This window comes from Janthinobacterium sp. SUN073 (assembly GCF_030397665.1).
GTDB lineage: Bacteria > Pseudomonadota > Gammaproteobacteria > Burkholderiales > Burkholderiaceae_D > Janthinobacterium.
This window is the reverse complement of the sequence record NZ_JAPUBT010000004.1, coordinates 92,749-110,881: the sequence shown is the minus strand read 5'-3', so window position 1 is coordinate 110,881 and position 18,133 is coordinate 92,749. Positions and strand designations below refer to the sequence as shown.

Annotated in this window: 18 protein-coding genes; 11 read left to right on the top strand and 7 right to left on the bottom strand. The window is 60.9% G+C overall.

The features are described from left to right. Positions 1-60 precede the first annotated feature (60 nt). A complete protein-coding gene (locus tag O0882_RS13355) occupies positions 61-399 on the bottom strand; it encodes a flagellar hook-basal body complex protein FliE (RefSeq protein ID WP_289948642.1) in 339 nt (112 codons plus the stop codon). 550 nt (positions 400-949) lie between these two features. Here O0882_RS13355 and O0882_RS13350 point away from each other — a divergent pair. Genes O0882_RS13350 through O0882_RS13320 form a run of 7 tightly spaced genes read left to right on the top strand, consistent with a single transcriptional unit; the run spans position 950 to position 7,264 of the window. Beyond that, positions 950-1,828, top strand: a complete 879-nt coding sequence (locus O0882_RS13350) for a FliM/FliN family flagellar motor switch protein (protein WP_289948640.1) — start codon at positions 950-952, stop codon at positions 1,826-1,828. A gap of 1 nt (position 1,829) precedes the next feature. Then, on the top strand, positions 1,830-2,195 hold the full coding sequence (locus O0882_RS13345; protein ID WP_289948639.1) for a FliM/FliN family flagellar motor switch protein: 366 nt from the start codon (positions 1,830-1,832) through the stop codon (positions 2,193-2,195). Beyond that, entirely contained in the window at positions 2,192-2,962 is a 771-nt protein-coding gene (gene fliP / locus O0882_RS13340; protein ID WP_046684915.1) for a flagellar type III secretion system pore protein FliP, read from the top strand. Before O0882_RS13345 ends, fliP begins: the two co-directional genes overlap by 4 nt. Before the next feature lie 3 nt (positions 2,963-2,965). After that, positions 2,966-3,238, top strand: a complete 273-nt coding sequence (locus O0882_RS13335; protein WP_034757874.1) for a flagellar biosynthetic protein FliQ — start codon at positions 2,966-2,968, stop codon at positions 3,236-3,238. 12 nt (positions 3,239-3,250) lie between these two features. Further along, the gene (locus O0882_RS13330; protein WP_289948633.1) at positions 3,251-4,051 is read left to right on the top strand and encodes a flagellar biosynthetic protein FliR; all 801 of its coding nucleotides are present in this window, start codon (positions 3,251-3,253) and stop codon (positions 4,049-4,051) included. Beyond that, on the top strand, positions 4,041-5,180 hold the full coding sequence (locus O0882_RS13325; protein ID WP_289948631.1) for a flagellar type III secretion system protein FlhB: 1,140 nt from the start codon (positions 4,041-4,043) through the stop codon (positions 5,178-5,180). Before O0882_RS13330 ends, O0882_RS13325 begins: the two co-directional genes overlap by 11 nt. Continuing rightward, positions 5,177-7,264, top strand: coding sequence for a flagellar biosynthesis protein FlhA (locus O0882_RS13320; protein WP_289948627.1), 2,088 nt, complete (start codon positions 5,177-5,179; stop codon positions 7,262-7,264). Before O0882_RS13325 ends, O0882_RS13320 begins: the two co-directional genes overlap by 4 nt. Before the next feature lie 80 nt (positions 7,265-7,344). Here O0882_RS13320 and O0882_RS13315 read toward each other — a convergent pair whose 3' ends face one another. From O0882_RS13315 to O0882_RS13305, 3 genes are all read right to left on the bottom strand, one after another. Further along, positions 7,345-8,445 carry a hypothetical protein gene (locus O0882_RS13315; protein WP_289948625.1) on the bottom strand — a complete coding sequence of 367 codons (1,101 nt, stop codon included), beginning with the start codon at positions 8,443-8,445 and terminating at the stop codon, positions 7,345-7,347. Positions 8,446-8,543: 98 nt separating this feature from the next. Further along, positions 8,544-9,707: a flagellin gene (locus O0882_RS13310; protein WP_289948623.1), complete on the bottom strand. Its 1,164-nt coding sequence runs from the start codon at positions 9,705-9,707 to the stop codon at positions 8,544-8,546. 221 nt (positions 9,708-9,928) lie between these two features. Beyond that, positions 9,929-11,605: an electron transfer flavoprotein-ubiquinone oxidoreductase gene (locus O0882_RS13305; RefSeq protein WP_289948621.1), complete on the bottom strand. Its 1,677-nt coding sequence runs from the start codon at positions 11,603-11,605 to the stop codon at positions 9,929-9,931. Between the two features lie 251 nt (positions 11,606-11,856). Between O0882_RS13305 and O0882_RS13300 the strand changes: the two genes are divergently transcribed. Further along, positions 11,857-12,633 (top strand): SDR family oxidoreductase, encoded by a 777-nt coding sequence (locus O0882_RS13300; protein WP_034752351.1) that lies wholly within the window; start codon positions 11,857-11,859, stop codon positions 12,631-12,633. On the opposite strand, the gene O0882_RS13295 is transcribed toward O0882_RS13300, so the two are convergent. Continuing rightward, on the bottom strand, positions 12,630-13,196 hold the full coding sequence (locus O0882_RS13295; protein WP_289948620.1) for a LuxR C-terminal-related transcriptional regulator: 567 nt from the start codon (positions 13,194-13,196) through the stop codon (positions 12,630-12,632). The two genes, O0882_RS13300 and O0882_RS13295, sit on opposite strands and share 4 nt — an antisense overlap. Before the next feature lie 147 nt (positions 13,197-13,343). Here O0882_RS13295 and O0882_RS13290 point away from each other — a divergent pair, with 147 nt between their 5' ends. Beyond that, the gene (locus O0882_RS13290) at positions 13,344-14,042 is read left to right on the top strand and encodes a CoA transferase subunit A (RefSeq protein ID WP_099664372.1); all 699 of its coding nucleotides are present in this window, start codon (positions 13,344-13,346) and stop codon (positions 14,040-14,042) included. Positions 14,043-14,199: 157 nt separating this feature from the next. Continuing rightward, positions 14,200-14,850 (top strand): CoA transferase subunit B, encoded by a 651-nt coding sequence (locus O0882_RS13285; RefSeq protein ID WP_289948618.1) that lies wholly within the window; start codon positions 14,200-14,202, stop codon positions 14,848-14,850. Between the two features lie 49 nt (positions 14,851-14,899). Here the strand turns inward: O0882_RS13285 and O0882_RS13280 are convergent, their stop codons facing one another. Both O0882_RS13280 and O0882_RS13275 read right to left on the bottom strand, forming a co-directional pair. Continuing rightward, positions 14,900-15,310 carry a DoxX family membrane protein gene (locus tag O0882_RS13280; RefSeq protein ID WP_289948616.1) on the bottom strand — a complete coding sequence of 137 codons (411 nt, stop codon included), beginning with the start codon at positions 15,308-15,310 and terminating at the stop codon, positions 14,900-14,902. Between the two features lie 236 nt (positions 15,311-15,546). After that, entirely contained in the window at positions 15,547-16,884 is a 1,338-nt protein-coding gene (locus O0882_RS13275) for a dicarboxylate/amino acid:cation symporter (protein WP_289948615.1), read from the bottom strand. Positions 16,885-17,232: 348 nt separating this feature from the next. On the opposite strand from O0882_RS13275, the gene O0882_RS13270 reads away from it, so the two are divergent. Then, positions 17,233-18,114: an alpha/beta hydrolase gene (locus tag O0882_RS13270; RefSeq protein ID WP_289948613.1), complete on the top strand. Its 882-nt coding sequence runs from the start codon at positions 17,233-17,235 to the stop codon at positions 18,112-18,114. Positions 18,115-18,133 lie beyond the last annotated feature (19 nt).

Sequence of the window (18,133 nt, the reverse complement as noted above, 5' to 3'; positions counted from 1 at the left end):
GGGGGTAATCACTTGGGGTAACTTTCGCTGGGAGGCTGGGCGTGGATCAGGGCGTGAAGATTACAGAGGCAGCTTGATGAGCTCGTCAACGGCGCCCATGACCTTGTTGCGCACCTGCATCAACATGGAGAAGGACAGGCTCGCTTCCTGGCTGGCCAGCATGGCGCCGACCATGTCGTCACTCTTGCCACTGTCGACGTCGCTCATTTTCTGTGCCGCCATGCGGTCGTCGCCGTTGACCTTGCCGATGGCGTCTTTCATGCTTTGCGCGAAGGAAAAGCCGGATTGTTCCGGCATGCCGAACTGGGCGGCGGGCGCGATGCTGGCGCCCAGGGCGTGCGCGTCATTGCTCAGTGCTGCCAGATCGGCCTTGATCAGACCTGCGAGTTCGTTGCTCATCTTGCCCTCTACTTTCAATATGCGGTGACGTATCAATCAGAATTACTGGTGTTGCCAATCCGGCAGTAGTGCATGTGTATGCATCTCGTCCGGTCCGATCCGTAAGGCCCATCAGTTTTATCAGTTGCCACACCATCCGCTCAAGCAGACTCAAACAAACTCAGCAAACCCATGCCGACATGATTTACATGGCCATGACAACTAATATTTATCTGATAAAAGTTTCTTCTGGTGGCAATAAGAGGAACTGAACACTGCCATAAAAACCGGAATCAGGTAAGCGGAATGGCGCACTGCAAATCACTATTTTCTCGCTATAAGCTTACCTCGCGGCAACTATAAAGTAAAGAGAGGATTGGCTCAAGGAATATTGATACATGGCAATATTCAGCGTTTTCATGTATTGTTCAGCACCGTAGTCATCTAGCATGCGATACGATGCGCAATCGTTGGCTTGCGCACCTGTCGGCAAAGCCAAGATGATGCTGTATTTAATTTCGGGCGATCCGTATAATTTGTTCTGCCACCGCAATACCGACATGACTACTACATGACAATCATTACCAAGACAGATCAAACTGTGCGCCATCAAGTCCTCGATTCCTGTCTGCTTGGACGTCCTGTCCATTTGCTGCATGTATTCGGTGCCCAGCTGCGCGATGACCTGGCCGCAGGCCTGCGCCAGCCGATGAGCCGTCGCTACTGGGGTAATTTCCAGATCGACGCCGTGACCTTGTCGCGCGCGGAAAACGAGGACAGCGTGAATCGCTGGCTGAGTTTTTCCACGCCGGCCGGTCAGACGGGCTTTACGCTCGAACGGCAGATACTCTTGAGCGTGCTGAACTATCGCTACGGTAGTGCCGGCGCCAAGGGCGCACTGCCCGATCCGGCGCAGGTGCGCGTGACTGCCACCGAGGAGCGCCTCGCTGTGGTGCTGGGACAACAGTTGGTGAACAGCTTGTTTACCCGCATTCACAAGAACCTGCAAACCCTGGGCAAAAGCAGCGACATCGACACCAGTGCCGAGGTCGCCGTGCAGTCGGGCGTGCACCCGCCGCGCGGCAGCTGGATCGTCAGCGTGGCGCTCAGCGACGTCGAGGCGGGGCAGAGCGGCCACTTCTGGTTCTCGCTGGACAAGCGCCTGATGGCCGACGTGCTGCGCGGCCTGCTGCCCGAGCGCGCGCAAGCGAAGAAAGCCTTGCGTGGCAGCGTGCGCCCGCTCGCTTCGCGCCTGCAAGTGACCCTGGAAGGGCGGCTCGTCAGCAAGCAGGTACAGCTGGGCGCCTTGTTCGACCTGCGCGTGGGCGACGTGATTCCCGTCAGCCTGAGCCGCACCGACGTCATGCTGGACGATTCCCGTTTATTTACAGCGGCTGTTTCCGAACACAAGGGCAAGCTCTGTTTAACCTCATTTGAAGATGTCGAATAATATGAATATGACCGATACCAACCAGAGCGAAACCCTGCTGGAAGACCTGGGCGATGACATGATCATCGACCAGGGCGACATGTCCGACGTGGCCAGCACCCGCACGCGGCGCGACATTCCGCAGATGATGCGCAAGATTCCCGTCACCCTGACCCTGGAAGTGGGCTCGGCCCGCATTTCGCTGGAAGAACTGATGGCCATCGGCCCGGAAAGCGTGATCGAACTCGACATGCTGGCCGGCGAACCGCTGGTGATCAAGGTCAACGGCACGCCGATCGGCCGTGCCGAAGTGGTGGTGGCCGGCGAGAACTATGGCCTGAAAGTCATCGACCTCGACGGCCTCAATCTCGACCTGATGACAGCATGAAGCTGGCGGTACCCGGTTTGAGCCGGCGCCGCGGCGCGCTGGCTGCCGCGCTGGCTGTCCCCGTGCTGATGCTGTGCTGCAGCGCCGCCGGGGCGCAGGATTTGTTGTCCGGCGTGGTGCCGGGCGCGAAGACCGACCTGTCGGTGAAGATGCAGATCCTCGTCGTCATGACCCTGCTCGGGCTGCTGCCCGTGATGGTCATGATGATGACCAGCTTTACCCGCTTCGTCATCGTGCTGTCCCTGTTGCGCCAGGCCCTGGGCCTGCAGCAGGGTTTGCCCAACCGTATCGTCACGGGCATCGCCCTGATTCTCACCCTGCTGGTCATGCGCCCCATCGGCGACCAGGTGTGGAAGGAGGCGTTCGTGCCCTACGACCGCGACCAGATCGGCATGCAGGAAGCGCTGAAGATCGCCGAAGTGCCGATTTCGCGCTTCATGCTGGCGCAGACGAGCAAGGCCGCGCTGGCGCAGATCGCCCACCTGGCCGGCGAGCCGTCGAGCATGCGCCCGCAAGACCACAGTTTCACGGTCAAGCTGGCCGCGTTTGTCTTGTCCGAACTCAAGACGGCGTTCCAGATCGGCTGCATGCTGTTCATCCCGTTCCTCATCATCGACCTGGTGGTGGCGTCCGTGCTGATGGCGATGGGTATGATGATGCTCTCGCCGCTGGTCATTTCGCTGCCGTTCAAGCTGCTGCTGTTCGTGCTGGTCGACGGCTGGACGCTGACCGTCAACACCCTCGTTACCAGCATACAGGGCTACTGATCGATGTTTACCCCTGAAGTCGCCGTCGACCTGATCATCGAAGCGTTGCATGTCGTCATGCTGCTGGTGGTGATCCTGGTCGTGCCAGGTTTGCTCATGGGCCTGCTGGTCGCGCTGGTGCAGGCGGCCACCTCGATCAATGAACAGACCATGAGTTTCCTGCCGCGCCTGCTGGTCACCCTGTTGGCGCTGATCCTGGCCGGACGCTGGATGGCCGGTTACCTGATGGATTATTGCGTGTCCATTTTTCAGCGCGCGGCCACTCTCGTCGGATAGCGCCGCGCGCCCATGGATCAGATTTTCAATCAGGTGCTGCCGTTTCTGCTGGCCGTGTGGTGGCCGTTCTGCCGCATCCTGGCCATGCTCAGCGCCTCGCCCGTGATCGGCGACGGCGTCGTGCCCGTCACCGTGCGCATCCTGCTGTCGCTGGTGCTGGCGATCCTGATGCTGCCCGTGATGCAGGCCTCGGGCATCTCGCAGGACTTGTTGAAAATCGATCCGTTTTCCCTGTATGCCATTGTCGCCACCCTGGAGCAGGCCGTCATCGGCTTCGTCCTCGGCCTGGCCTTCCACTTCGCCATGTCGGTGATGTCGGTGCTGGGCTTCCTGGTGTCGAGCCAGGTGGGCTTTTCCATGGCCGTCATGAACGATCCGCTCAACGGCACCTCGTCGGACGTGATCACGGGGATGCTCACCATCATGTGCATGATCGTGTTTTTCGCCATCGACGGCCATCTGCTGCTGACCGGCGTGATCGGCGCCAGTTTCAAGGCCTGGCCCGTGGGGCAGGGCTATGGCCCGCTGCTGCTGCAGACGGTGGCGTATAACGTGGCGTGGATTTTCGCCGCCGCCATGCTGCTGGCCTTGCCCATCGTCTTTTCCACCATGGTGGTGCAGCTGGGCTTCGGCTTCCTGAACCGCGTGGCGCCGTCGCTGAACCTGTTTTCGCTGGGTTTTTCCATGATCACCGTGTTCGGCCTGCTGATGCTGGCGCAGATCGTGCGCTTTATTCCCGAGCACTACATCGCCATGACGAATCGCGTGCTCGATATGATCGCCGAACAGATGCGGGTGGCGCATGGCGGATAACAGCACCGGCGACAAGACCGAAAAGGCGTCACAGCAAAAGCTGAAGAAGTCGCGCCAGGAAGGGCAGGTGGTGCGCTCGCGCGACCTGTCGACGGCGCTGGGCATCCTGATCAGCATGAAGCTGTTCGTGTTCCTGCTGCCTTCTTATCTGGATTCCTTCCGTGAACTGTTTGCCATGGCGTTCATGCCGCTCGACAGCAAGGGCGCGCTCGACAATGCCATGTCGATGGCGTTTACCACCTCGGTGGGCTTGCTGATCAAGATGATCGTGCCGCTGTTCTGCGTGCCGTTGTTCGTCGTGCTCGGTTCCTTGATTCCCGGCGGCTGGGTCATCAGCGGCAAGAACTGGATGCCGAAGATGGAGCGCCTGAGCCCGGCGAAGAATCTGGGCCGCCTGGTGTCGCCCAAGCATGGCTTTGAATTCGGCCTGTCCATCGCCAAGGCCGCCGTGCTGGGCATGGTGATCGTGCATGTCAGCCGTTCCAGCCTGGTGCAATACGTGGATTTGCAGCACCGGCCGCTGCAGCAAGCCATGCTCGATGGCTCGGCCTTGATGCTCGATGGCTTGATGGCGCTCATTTCCGTCTTCATCCTGTTTGCCATCATCGACGTGCCGGCGCAGGCCTTTTTCTTTGCCCGCAGCCAGCGCATGAGCAAGCAGGACGTCAAGGAAGAACATAAAAGCAGCGAAGGCCGGCCCGAAGTGCGCCAGCGCATCCGCCAGCTGCAGCAGCAGATCGGCCGGCGCAGCGTGCGCAAGACCGTGCCCGACGCCGACGTGGTGATCGTCAACCCCGAGCATTACGCCGTTGCATTGAAGTATGACCAGGACCGCGCCGAGGCGCCGTTTGTTGTTGCCAAGGGCGTCGACGAGATGGCGCTGTATATCCGCCAAGTGGCAAAGGAACACCATATTGAAACGCTGGAGTTGCCGCCGCTGGCGCGCGCCATCTACAACACCAGCCAGGTACAGCAGCAGATTCCCGTGCAGCTGTACCAGGCCGTGTCGCAGGTGCTCAACTACATACTGCAACTGAAAGCATTCCGGTCCGGGCAGCGTGCTGCCCAGCCCGTATTACCCACCGAGATGGCCGTGCCATCTCATTTGAGCGAGGTAGTCCCTTCATGAATTTCCTGAACCGAGTGGTTGCCGAAATGCGCCGCCACAAGTTCGCCACGCCGCTGTTCCTGCTGGTGATCCTGGCAATGATCATCCTGCCGCTGCCGCCCGTGCTGCTCGATATCTTGTTCACTTTCAATATCGTGCTGGCCCTGATCGTCATCCTGGTCAGCGTGTCGGCCAAGCGGCCGCTCGATTTCTCCGTCTTCCCGACGGTGATCCTGGCCACCACCATGCTCAGGCTGACCTTGAACGTGGCGTCAACGCGCGTGGTGTTGCTGCACGGCCATACGGGCGCGGACGCGGCCGGTAAGGTGATCGAGGCCTTCGGTAACGTGGTGATCGGTGGTAACTTCGTCGTCGGTATCGTGGTCTTCGTGATCTTGATGATCATCAACTTCGCCGTCGTCACCAAGGGTGCCGAGCGTATTTCCGAAGTGTCCGCGCGCTTTACCCTCGATGCCTTGCCGGGCAAGCAGATGGCCATCGACGCCGACCTGAACGCCGGTCTGATCAACCAGGAAAAAGCCCAGATCCGCCGCAAGGACGTGGCCGCTGAAGCCGATTTCTATGGCGCCATGGACGGGGCGTCGAAGTTCGTGCGCGGCGATGCCGTCGCCAGTATCCTGATCCTGATCATCAATATGGTCGGCGGCGTGGCCATCGGCTCGCTGATGCACGACCTGTCGTTCGGCGATGCTTTCCGTCAATACGCACTGCTGACCATCGGTGATGGCCTGGTGGCGCAGATCCCGGCGCTGCTGTTGTCGGCCGCGGCTGCCATTCTGGTGACCCGTATCAGCGATTCGGGCGACTTCGAACAGCAAGTGGCGGGTCAGGTGCTGACTTCGCCAACGGTGATCTTCAGCGCATCCGGCATGATGGTGGCGCTGGCCTTGATCCCGGGCATGCCGTGGTTCATGTTCATGACCTTTGCCGGCGTGCTGGCCTTCGTGGCCTGGCGCCTGACCAAGCGCGTGAAGGGACCCGATACGGCCGGCATGGCGGCCATCGAGGCGGCCTTGCGCGACGACAAGCCTGCCGAGATGGAGTGGCAGCAACTGCCCGCCGTGCAACCGCTGATGGTGATGCTCGGCTATAAACTGGTCGGCATGGTGGATAAAACGCAAGGCGAACCCTTGACCAAGCGCGTCAAGGGCGTGCGCCAGAGCCTGTCCGAAGCCATGGGCTTGCTGCTGCCGAACATCGGCGTGCGCGACGATCTGGCCCTGAAGCCGTCGCAGTACGCCATCGTACTGTCGGGCACCGTGGTGGCGCAGGCGGAAGTGCAGGCCGACCGCCTGATGGCGATCCCGTCGCCGAACGTGTATGGCCAGCTCGATGGCATTCCCGGCATCGAACCGGCCTACGGCATGCCCGTCACCTGGATCGAACCCGGTGAAAAGGCGCATGCGCTGGGCCTGGGCTACCAGGTCATCGAGGCGCCCAGCGTGATCGCCACGCACTTGTCGAAGATGGTGCGTGAATACTTGCCGGAACTGTTCCGCCACGAAGACGTCTCCAATATGATGGAGCGCCTGACGGCCCTGTCGCCCAAGCTGGCCGGCGCGCTGGACAAGGCCCTCACGCACACGCAGCTGCTGCGCGTGTTCCGCGTCTTGCTGGCAGAGAACGTGTCGCTGAAGGACATCGTGCCCATCGCCACCACCTTGCTCGACAGTTCGGAAACCACCAAGGACCCGATCCTGCTGGCGGCCGAAGTGCGCTGCGCGCTGCGACGCCAGATCGTCAGCGGCCTGTTTGGCCAGAAGATGGAAATGCAGGCGTTTAACCTGGGCGGCGAGCTGGAAAACATGCTGCTCGGTTCGCTGAACCAGGCGCGCCAGTCGGGCAAGGTGACCCTGGATAATTACCCGATCGACCCGCACCTGCTGTCGCAACTGCAGGTGAACATGCCGGTGGCGCGCGAGCAGATGAAGCAGCAGGCCACACCGCCGCTGCTGCTGGTGTTGCCGCAGATCCGTCCGCTGCTGGCCCGCTATGCGCGCCTGTTCGCGCCGGGCCTGCATGTGCTGTCGTATAACGAAATCCCGGAAAACCGCGAAGTGAGCATCATCGGCACGGTGGGGTAAACGGTGGAATAAACAAGAAACGGCGCATCGGGCGCCGTTTTTTTATGCTGTATCAATCCTGCTGTATCAATCTTGCTGCATCAATCCTGTTCGTCGATGGGCGGCAGCAGCTCGTGCTCCTGGCCGTCGGTCAGCAGCAGCACGGTGCGGCCTTGCGGCGTTTCTTCCTCATCGCCATAGTCGTAACCGAGCGGTGCCGCCACTTCCTTCGAGGTGAAGATGGTTTCCTCTTCGGTTTCGGCCGGGGGAGTCGCGGGCGCATCGGGATCGGCTGCCACTTCCGCTTCCGGCTGCGTCAGCAGCAGCGCCACTTCGGCCATGGCGCGGAACAGGGGCAGCGACAGCGAGGCGGCGCCCGCCTGCATCGGATAGTTGCCGTGCACGCGCTGCGCGTGCAACTGGCGGTTCAGGCGGCAGCGCACCACGCGCAAGCCTGCGCGCCGCACGGCGGCGGCAATCTCGGGCAGGGCCAGGCGCAAGTGGCGCAAGGCGGCTTCCTCGTCGGCCGCCAGTTCCAGCAGCACGCCGTCGCCCGCCGGCTCCATCTGGATCACCACCCGGCCGATGCCGGCAATCAGCAGTTCGACGCGCAGCGCCACCTTGCCGCGCCGCCTGGGCGTTGCCTCTTCGTCTTCGTCGCTGGCCAGTACGCGCAGCAGCAGGCGTTGGCCGCCCCAGCCATACACGGCAAAGCGCCACGCTTCGCTGTCGACCGTCAAGGGCGGACGGGCGCCTTCGCGCAGCAGGGCCGGTTGCTGCTCGGCCATGAACAGGTTACCCGGCACGTGCTGGCCGCGCGCCTGTTCCTGCAGGGCGGCATATTGCTCGCCATACGTCTTGACCATCACGCGCCACGAGGCGGCCAGCTGCGCCGCGTCGGGCGGTTGCCACACCAGCTGGCGCGTGAAGAACAGTTGATTGACCTGCATGGCACTGCTGTCGCGCGGCATGGCGCCGCCCGTACCATCGGCATTCGGTTTGATCAGGGATGCCAGGCTGTCCTGGCCCTTCTGTTGCAACTGGGCGGGCAGGGTGCCGGCGTCGGGCGCGGGCGCCATGTAGGGCCCGATGGGCACCAGCGGCTGCACCACGCCCGGTGCCATCGGCGTAGCAGGGCTGACGTCGAAGCGCTGGGTAATCAGGGGCAGGGGATTGCCTGCGGACACACGCTCTATCGCCATTGCTGCTCCTCCCGCATGGGATGAATAAAAAAAAGCCAACTGCTTGCGCAGTTGGCTCTGGTCCGCCTGACCTGAGCCAGGTCAGGACGCGCTTACTATTATTGCAGCAGGGACATGACCATCGAGGACATGCTGTTGCTTTGTTTCAGCATGGCGGTACCAGCTTGCAGCAGCATTTGCGAAGCGGTCATGTTCGAGCTTTCGGTCGCGAAGTCGGTATCCATGATGCGACCCGTTGCGCCGGCGGTGTTGGTGCTGACGTTGGCCAGGTTGGTGGCAACGTGGTCCAGACGGTTACCAGCGGCGCCCAGTGCCGAACGGGTCGAGCCGACGGCGTCGATGGCTGTTTGCAGTTTGTCGATGGTCGTCGAAGCCGAACCGGCCAGTGTCAGTTCGGTGCCTGGTGCAGCGATAGGTGCGCCGAACGAATTGTATTCCCCCGTTGCTGCGCCCAGTGCTGTGTGCATGGCCGTCAGTTGGCTGCTCAGATCCACGCCCATGGTTTCCGTCGTCGATGCGCCGATCTGGAAGCTCAGTGCAGCGGCGAATTTGCCGTTGGTGCCGCCAGCCGATGCCGTTGCTGCGGCCGAGTAGGCAGTGGCGCTAGCCGAGGCAGCCTTGGCGGCCAGGTTGTTGGTTTGTGCCAGCTTGTAAGCGTCTTGCGCCGTTGCCAGGGCAATGCCGTTGGCGCCCGTTGGCGCGCCGGTGAACGTGCCTTGTGCCGTAGTCAGTGTGCCCAGCGCAGCGGTTTCCAGTGCATCGGTACCGGTGGCGGCGGTGTTGACCACAGCCAGTTTGCCCGCTGCATTTGCGGCGGCATTGCCGATTTCGGTAGCGGTCGCTACTTTGTTCATCAGCTTGGCGCCACCGAAGGAGGTATTGCCGACGATGTTGCTCAGCTCAGCCGACAGGGTGTCGAACTCGGCTTGCATAGCTGTTTTATCTTTGTCCGTTGCCGAACCGTCAGCTGCCTGGGTGGACAGGTCTTTCATGCGGACCAGGATGTTGACGGTTTCGCCCAGCGCGCCGTCGGCGGTCTGGATCATCGAGGTGGCGTTTTGCGTGTTGCGCATGGCCATGGCCATACCGCTGGTTTGTGCTTTCAGGCGGGTTGCAATTTGCAGGCCGGCAGCGTCGTCCATTGCCGAGTTGATGCGGAAGCCGGTGGACAGGCGCGTCATCGAAGTCGACAGCGATTGTTGGGTTTTCGAGATCGAATTTTGTGCGGACAGGGCCGCGGAATTGGTGTGAAGGCTCAGCATGAAAGGTACTCCAGTTAGTTGGTTGCGGTGCGGAGCAGCATACTCTGCGCTCTCCTAAGTACAAGACGACCATTGCTCCAACTAAATTAAATGCTTATGAGAAATTTTTTAAATTATTTTCGGATCTTGCCAGGATTGCATGCCCGGACCATGAAAAAAGCGCGGCGCCTTGCGGGCCGCGCCTTGTCATTATTGCTATCCAGGCAGCTTACATACTTGGATTACATATTCGGATAATTCGGTCCGCCGCCGCCTTCCGGCGTCACCCACACGATGTTCTGCGTCGGGTCCTTGATGTCGCAGGTCTTGCAGTGCACGCAGTTTTGCGCATTGATCTGCAGGCGTTCGGCGCCGTCGTCGGTCTTCACGAACTCGTACACGCCGGCGGGACAGTAGCGCGCTTCCGGACCCGCATACATGGCCAGGTTGACGTCGACCGGCACGCTGGCGTTCTTCAAGGTCAGGTGGATCGGCTGGTCTTCCGCGTGGTTGGTGTTCGAGATGAAGACGGACGACATCTTGTCGAAGGTCAGCTTGCCATCGGGTTTCGGATACACGATCTTTTTCGACTGGGCCGCCGGTTTCAGGCACTCGTGGTCGCCATGCGTGTGGTGCAGGGTCCATGGCGCCTTGCCACGGAAGAGGAGCTGGTCGACGGCCGTCATCACGCTGCCCAGGTACAGGCCTTTCGACAGCCAAGGCTTGACGTTGCGCGCCACGTGCAGCTCTTCATGCAGCCAGGATTGTTCAAACGCGACAGGGTAGCTGGACAGTTCGTCGTGCTGGCGCTGTTCGCCCAGCGCGCCGAAGGCCGCGTCCGCGGCCAGCATGCCGCTCTTGATGGCCGCGTGGCTGCCCTTGATGCGGCTCATGTTCAAAAAGCCCGCATCGCAGCCGATCAGCGCGCCGCCGGCGAACACCAGTTTCGGCAACGATTGCAGGCCGCCGGCCGTGATCGCGCGCGCGCCGTACGAGATGCGCTTGCCGCCTTCGAAGAATTTGCGGATTTCCGGATGCGTTTTATAGCGCTGGAATTCCTCGTACGGCGACAGGTACGGGTTTTCGTAGTTCAGGCCCACCACATAGCCGACCATCACCTGGTTGTTTTCCAGGTGGTACAGGAAGGAGCCGCCATAGGTCTTCGCGTCCAGTGGCCAGCCGGTCGAGTGGATCACCAGGCCCGGCTGGTGCAGGGCCGGGTCGATTTCCCACAATTCCTTGATGCCGATGCCGTACGATTGCGGGTCCTTGCCGGCGTTCAAGTCATACTTGGCCATCAATTGCTTGCCCAGGTGGCCGCGCGCGCCTTCGGCGAACAGGGTGTACTTGGCATGCAATTCCATGCCCAGCTGGAAGTCGGGACCCGGTTCGCCGTCGCGCTTGACGCCCATATTGCCGGTCGCCACGCCTTTCACGGAGCCGTCGTCGTTGTAGAGGATTTCCGCGGCAGGGAAGCCGGGGAAGATTTCCACGCCCAGGTTTTCCGCCTGCTGGCCCATCCAGCGCACCACATTACCCAGCGAGACGATGTAGTTGCCATGGTTTTCAAAGCAGGCCGGCACGGCGAAGTTCGGCGTTTTATACGCTTTGGTTTCCGTCAGGAACAGGATGCGGTCTTCCGTCACTGCCGTGTTCAGGGGCGCGCCCAGTTCTTTCCAGTTCGGAATCAGTTCGCTCAAAGCTTTCGGGTCCATGATGGCGCCCGACAGGATATGCGCGCCCAGTTCGCCACCTTTTTCCAGCACGCAGACGGACACTTCCTGGCTCTTTTCAGCGGCCAGCTGCTTCAGGCGGATGGCCGCCGCCAAGCCTGCGGGGCCACCGCCGACGATCACCACGTCATACTCCATGGTCTCGCGCGGTCCGTACTGTTCAACTAAGTTATTAGGCTGTGTCATGGTCTCGATTGTTAGTCACTAAATGGGTGGGTGAGGAATCTTCGAATAAATTTAAGCACGAGTGTGCTTGTTTTTGGCGAGGATTGCAACTTTGGCGCCATTTTGCGTGACATTGCCCCTCGCCGCAATCTAAATCCGGCCATTTTGTGTAATGATGGCGTTTACCTTTGCTCAAGTGTGACGCAGGGTATTTTGCCCCTGTGCCAGTGGCACGGTGTAAAGTGTTGTCTAAAATAAAACAGGAGTAGCTCGTGGGCATAGAAGTCAATTTCGAGGGCAAGATTGCCCTGATTACCGGCGCATCGAGCGGCCTCGGCGCGCGCTTTGCGAAAGTGCTGGCCCAGGCCGGCGCGCAGGTCGTGCTGGCGTCGCGCCGCACCGAGCGCCTGAAGGAATTGCGCGCCGAAATCGAAGCCGATGGCGGCGCCGCGCACGTGGTGTCGCTCGACGTGACCGACTTCGCCAGCATCAAGTCGGCCATCGCGCATGCGGAAACGGAAGCGGGTCCCATCGATATCCTCGTCAACAATTCCGGTGTCTCCACCACGCAACGCCTGGTCGACGTCACGCCCGAAGATTACTCGTTCGTGATGGACACCAACCTGCGCGGATCATTCTTCGTGGCCCAGCAGACGGCCAAGCGCATGATCGCGCGCGCCAAGGGCGACCCGAAGAAACAGCACCGCATCATCAATATCGCCTCGATGGCGGGCTTGCAGGTGCTGCCGCAGATCGGCGTGTATTGCATGAGCAAGGCCGGCATGGTGCACATGACGCGCGCCATGGCCGTGGAGTGGGGCAAGTATGGCATCAACACCAACGCCATCTGCCCCGGCTACATTTCCACCGAGATCAATGAAGATTATTTCGCCACCGAGCAGGGCAAGAAGCTGATCGAGATGCTGCCGAACAAGCGCCCGGGCAAGCCGGAAGACCTGGACGGGCTGCTGCTGCTGCTGGCGGGCGAGGATTCGCACTTTATCAACGGCGCGATCATTTCTGCAGACGGTGGAATGAGTACCTTCTAACGCTGCAGTTGCAGTCCCACCAGCTTGTGTACCAGCTCGGATGAGGTCGCGGCGGCGAATTTGCGCATCAGCTTGGCGCGGTGCATTTCCACCGTGCGGGGGCTGAGGTCGATCTGGCGGGCGATGACCTTGCTGGTCTTGCCTTCCACCAGCAGGGCGGCGATTTCGCGCTCGCGCGGGGTCAACTGGGCCGTCACGGGGCGTTTCTCGCTGACATCCTCGAACGTCCAGATGCCCGCTCCCAGTGGCTGGCCCGGCAGCATGGCGTGGCCCGTCACATGGCACCAGAATAATTCACCATTACTGCGGCGCATGATGCGCTCGTCCGAATAGCGGCCCCTGGTGTTCATGATGGGGATGATGCGGTCACCCGTGCGCAGGAATTCGTCGTGCGTGGGGTAGAGTACTTCGAAGGACTGGTCGTCGAGCTGGGCGCGCTCATAGCCGAACATGGATGCCAGCGCCTCGTTGCAGCTGCGCATGATGCGGTTTTCCGACATGCACATGCCCACGGGCGCGTGCAGGAAGATGCTTTCATAATCGATGGCTGACGCGGCGTTCATCTGATACGTATCACTCTCACAGGGGGATTGCTGGCACGGCGCCGGTAGTTCTACGGTATTGTACTTTCCACTCGCGTATTTTATGCTGAGTCGCTGCCTGAGTCATGGACTCAAGACCAAAGCTTAACAAAAGATAGAGGGACACCCATGAATAAAGTTTATCCTGACGCCGCCTCGGCGCTGGCCGGTATCGTTCAAGATGGCCAGACCATCGCCGTCGGCGGCTTCGGCCTGTGCGGCATTCCCGAAGCCCTGATCGGTGCCTTGCGCGATTCGGGCGTGACGGGCCTGACGGCCATTTCCAACAACGCCGGCGTGGACGGCTTCGGCCTGGGCCAGTTGCTCACGACGCGCCAGATCAAGAAAATGATCGCCTCCTACGTGGGCGAAAACAAGGAATTCGCGCGCCAGTACCTGGCCGGCGAACTGGAACTGGAATTCACGCCGCAAGGCACCCTGGCCGAGAAACTGCGCGCCGGTGGCGCCGGCATTCCCGCCTTCTTCACCAAGACGGGCGTGGGCACCATCGTTGCCGACGGCAAGGAACTGCGCGAATTCGACGGCGAACAATACGTGATGGAACGCAGCCTCGTGGCCGACGTATCGCTGGTGAAAGCCTACATGGCCGACCGCGCCGGCAATTTGGTTTACCGCAAGACGGCGCGCAATTTCAACCCGAACGTGGCCATGGCCGGCAAGATCACCATCGTCGAAGTGGAAAAACTGGTCGAAGTGGGCGAGATCGACCCGGACCAGGTGCACACGCCCAGCATCTTCGTGCACCGCATCGTGGTCAACGCGAACCCGGAAAAACGCATCGAGCAGCGCACCGTGCGCACTGACTAATAAATAGAAGATTTACGCATGGCAAAACCGTAGCGAGCGGCAGTGATTTGTGGCTAAGAAGCGCAACCGTACTTTAGTACGGTGAGCATCGCAGGCCGCAAAGCGCGCCGCGCAGTAGGTTTGGACAGGCGTTCCACGAAAATTGAGGGAGATGATAATGGCTTGGACGAGAGATCAAATGGCCGCGCGCGCGGCAAAGGAATTGCAGGATGGCTTTTATGTGAACCTGGGCATCGGCTTGCCGACCCTGGTGGCGAACTACGTGCCGGACAATATGGAAGTGTTTTTGCAGTCGGAAAACGGACTACTGGGCATCGGCCCGTTCCCCACCGACGCGGAAGTCGATGCCGACCTGATCAACGCCGGCAAGCAGACGGTGACGGCCTTGCCCGGCGCCGCCTATTTCAGCTCGGCTGACTCGTTCGGCATGATCCGCGGCGGCAAGATCAACCTGGCCATCCTGGGCGCCATGCAAGTGTCGGAAAAGGGTGACCTGGCGAACTGGATGATTCCAGGCAAGATGGTCAAGGGCATGGGCGGCGCGATGGATCTCGTCGCCGGCGTCAAGCGCGTCGTCGTGCTGATGGAGCACGTGGCCACGGCCAAGGATGGCACGACGTCGCATAAATTGCTGAAACAGTGCGACTTGCCGCTGACGGGCGTGGGCGTGGTGGACGTCATCATCAGCGACCTGGGCGTCATCGACGTGACGGAAAACGGCTTGAAGCTGGTGGAACTGGCGCCGGGCGTGACCAAGGAGCAGGTGCAGGCGGCCACGGGTGCTGAGCTGGACGTTTCCGCCGTATAGACGGATTGTGGTCTGGAATAGAAGGGCGGACAGCGATGTCCGCCCTTTTTTATGCGCCCGCCTTGCCGCGCATGTCGTCCAGGCTGTAGGCGCCGGCACCCGCAGCGGCGAAGTACAGGAAGCTGAAGCAGTACATCACGGCCATTTCGCCGCCGTTCAGGATAGGCAGGAAGGCGCTTGGCGCGTGCATCAGAAAATAGGCCACGGCCATCTGGCCCGACAGGATGAAGGCGACAGGACGCGTGAACAGGCCGAGCAGCAGCAGGGCGCCGCCCACCAGTTCCAGCACGCCGGCCGCGCCCATCAGGGAAAACAGCTGCAAGCCGTCGAACATGGCCACGTGCGGCACGCCGAACAGTTTGGCCGTGCCGTGCTGGATGTAGAGGAAGCCGAGGATGATGCGAAGCAGGCCCAGCAAGCGTGGAGACCAGGTGGCGTAGAAGGCGGGCGTGAGGGACATGACGTACTCCATTCAAAAAGGTGGATGGTTCGGTGTCAGGCTTGCATTAACGCAATGTCATTATGCGCGAGCCTGGCGGCGAACAGGTGACAGCACTGTAATGGTTTTTGATTCATTGATCATCATGATAAATATTGATGCATGATTTACTATTGGTTGATGATGCGGTGAAACTTGCGCGCAATGCAAAAAGCCCCGCAGATCGCTCTGCGGGGCTTTTCAAGTGAATGAGGCGCTTACTTGACGATATTCACGCTCGGTGCGACGTAGGCATCGTCGGTCGGGTGGGTGGGATGGGCCAGCTCGCTGTGCAGCTTGTCCATGTCCAGTTCTTTTTCCCATTTCGACACGACGATGGTGGCCACGCCGTTGCCGATGAAGTTGGTCAGCGCGCGGCATTCGCTCATGAAGCGGTCGATGCCCAGGATCAGCGCCATGCCGGCCACGGGAATCGTCGGCACCACGGCCAGGGTGGCGGCCAGGGTGATGAAACCGGCGCCCGTGATGCCGGACGCACCTTTCGAGGTCAGCATCGCCACGCCGAGGATGGTCAGTTCCTGCCAGATGGTCAGTTCCGTGTTGGTCGCTTGTGCCACGAACAGGGCCGCCATGGTCATGTAGATATTGGTGCCGTCCAGGTTGAACGAGTAGCCGGTAGGCACGACCAGGCCGACCACCGGTTTCGAGCAGCCCAGGCGTTCGAGTTTTTTCATCAGGGCCGGCAGGGCCGATTCCGACGAACTCGTGCCCAGCACGATCAGCAGTTCTTCCTTGATGTACAGCAAGAAGCGGCCGATGGAGAAGCCCGTGTACTTGGCGATGGCACCCAGCACGACGAAGATGAACAGGAAGCAGGTCAGGTAGAACGAACCCATCAGTTTAGCCAGCGGGATCAGCGAAGCCAGGCCGTATTTGCCGATGGTAAAGGCCATCGCGCCGAATGCGCCGATCGGAGCGACTTTCATGATGATGTTGACCATGCCGAAGATGGCATGCGACAGCTCGTCGATCAGCTTGGTGACCGGACGGCCGCGCTCACCCAGCAGTGACAGCGAGAAGCCGAACAGGATGGCGATCAGCAGCACTTGCAGGATGTCGCCCTTGGCGAAGGCGTCGACAAAGGTCTTCGGGATGATGTTCATCAGGAAGTCCACCGTCGTCAAGCCTTCCGCATGCGTGTATTGGGCGATCGACTTGGCGTCCAGGTGGGCGGGATCGGCGTTGAAGCCGGCGCCCGGTTTGAGGATATTGGCAACCAGCAAGCCGATGGCCAGCGCGAAGGTGGAGACCACTTCAAAGTACAGCAGCGCCTTGCCGCCTACGCGGCCGATCTTCTTGACGTCCTGCATGCCGGCAATGCCGGAGACCACGGTACAGAAGATCACGGGGGCGATGATCATCTTGATCAGTTTGATAAAGCCGTCGCCCAGCGGTTTCATGTCGACGGCGTTCGATGGGTAGAACACCCCCAGCAGCACGCCGGCCACGATGGCGAACAGCACCTGGACATACAGGATTTTATAGAATGGTTTTTTCACGAGTGGTCTCCTCTTGCGGGTTGATGCTGCGATCATCCGCCCATTGCCGGGCCGGCTCAATTGTGGATAACCGCAGATATGCAGTTTCGCTATATCGGGTATTGCGCCATGGCGAACGTGCCAGTGCTGTGCTGCGGCGCAGCATTTCAGCCGTGCGCTTGGAGCATTGCCCGCGCTGCGCTACACTGCCGTAGCGTCGCGCGCGAGGCAGCCGGCAAATCGCCGGTTTCTTTGTTTTTTACTACCAAATAACGACGCCGGACAAAACCGTAGCGAGCGGAAGGGAGTTGTGGTCGAGAAGCGCAACCGTACTTTGGTACGGTGAGCATCGCAGGCCGCAACCACCGACGCGCAGTAGGTTTTCTCCGGTGTTAAAGGAATGGCATGATCGAAGCGAGCATCAAATCCGTCCAGTGCATCTCCCCCGCAGGCTTGCATACCATGTCGTACAAGGAGTGGGGCGCGCCCGACAATCCGAACGTGCTCGTCTGCGCCCATGGCGTGACGCGCGTGGCGGACGACTTCGACAACCTGGCGCGCGCCATGGCCAGCGATTACCGCGTCATCTGCCCTGATGTGGTGGGACGCGGGCGTTCGGGCTGGCTGGCCAATCCGCAGTTTTACCGCGTACCGCAATATGTGAGCGACATGGTGACCCTGCTGGCGCGCGTGCTGGCCAACGGCGAGCGTCAGACGGTGGACTGGTTCGGCACCTCGATGGGCGGCCTGATCGGCCTGGGCCTGGCATCGTTGCCGGACAGCCCGATCAGCAAGCTGGTGTTGAACGATATCGGCCCGACCCTGGCGCCGGAAGCCTTGCAGCGCATCGGCGACTACATCGGCCAGGACTTGCGTTTCGAAACCTTCGAGCAGGGCGCCAGGTTTGTGCGTGACGTGTCCGCCAGCTTCGGCCCGCACACGGACGCGGAATGGCATAAACTGGCAGTGGATGTGTTACGCCAGGATAAGGATGGCCATTGGCGCCGCCACTATGATATGGGACTGGCCATGCCGTTCCGTTCGGCCACGCCGGAATCGGCGGCCAGCGACGAAGCCATGCTGTGGGCCGCGTATGATGCCGTGCGCTGCCCCACCTTGCTGGTGCGCGGGTCGGAATCCGATTTGCTGTCGCACGCGACGGCGCAGATCATGCTGGGCCGCGGCCCGAAGGCGCAACTGGTGGAAATCGCCGGCGTGGGCCATGCGCCGACTTTTGTCCACGACGACCAGATCGCCATCGCGCGCAAGTTTTTGCTGGGCAGGTAACCAGGCAACAAGCAACACC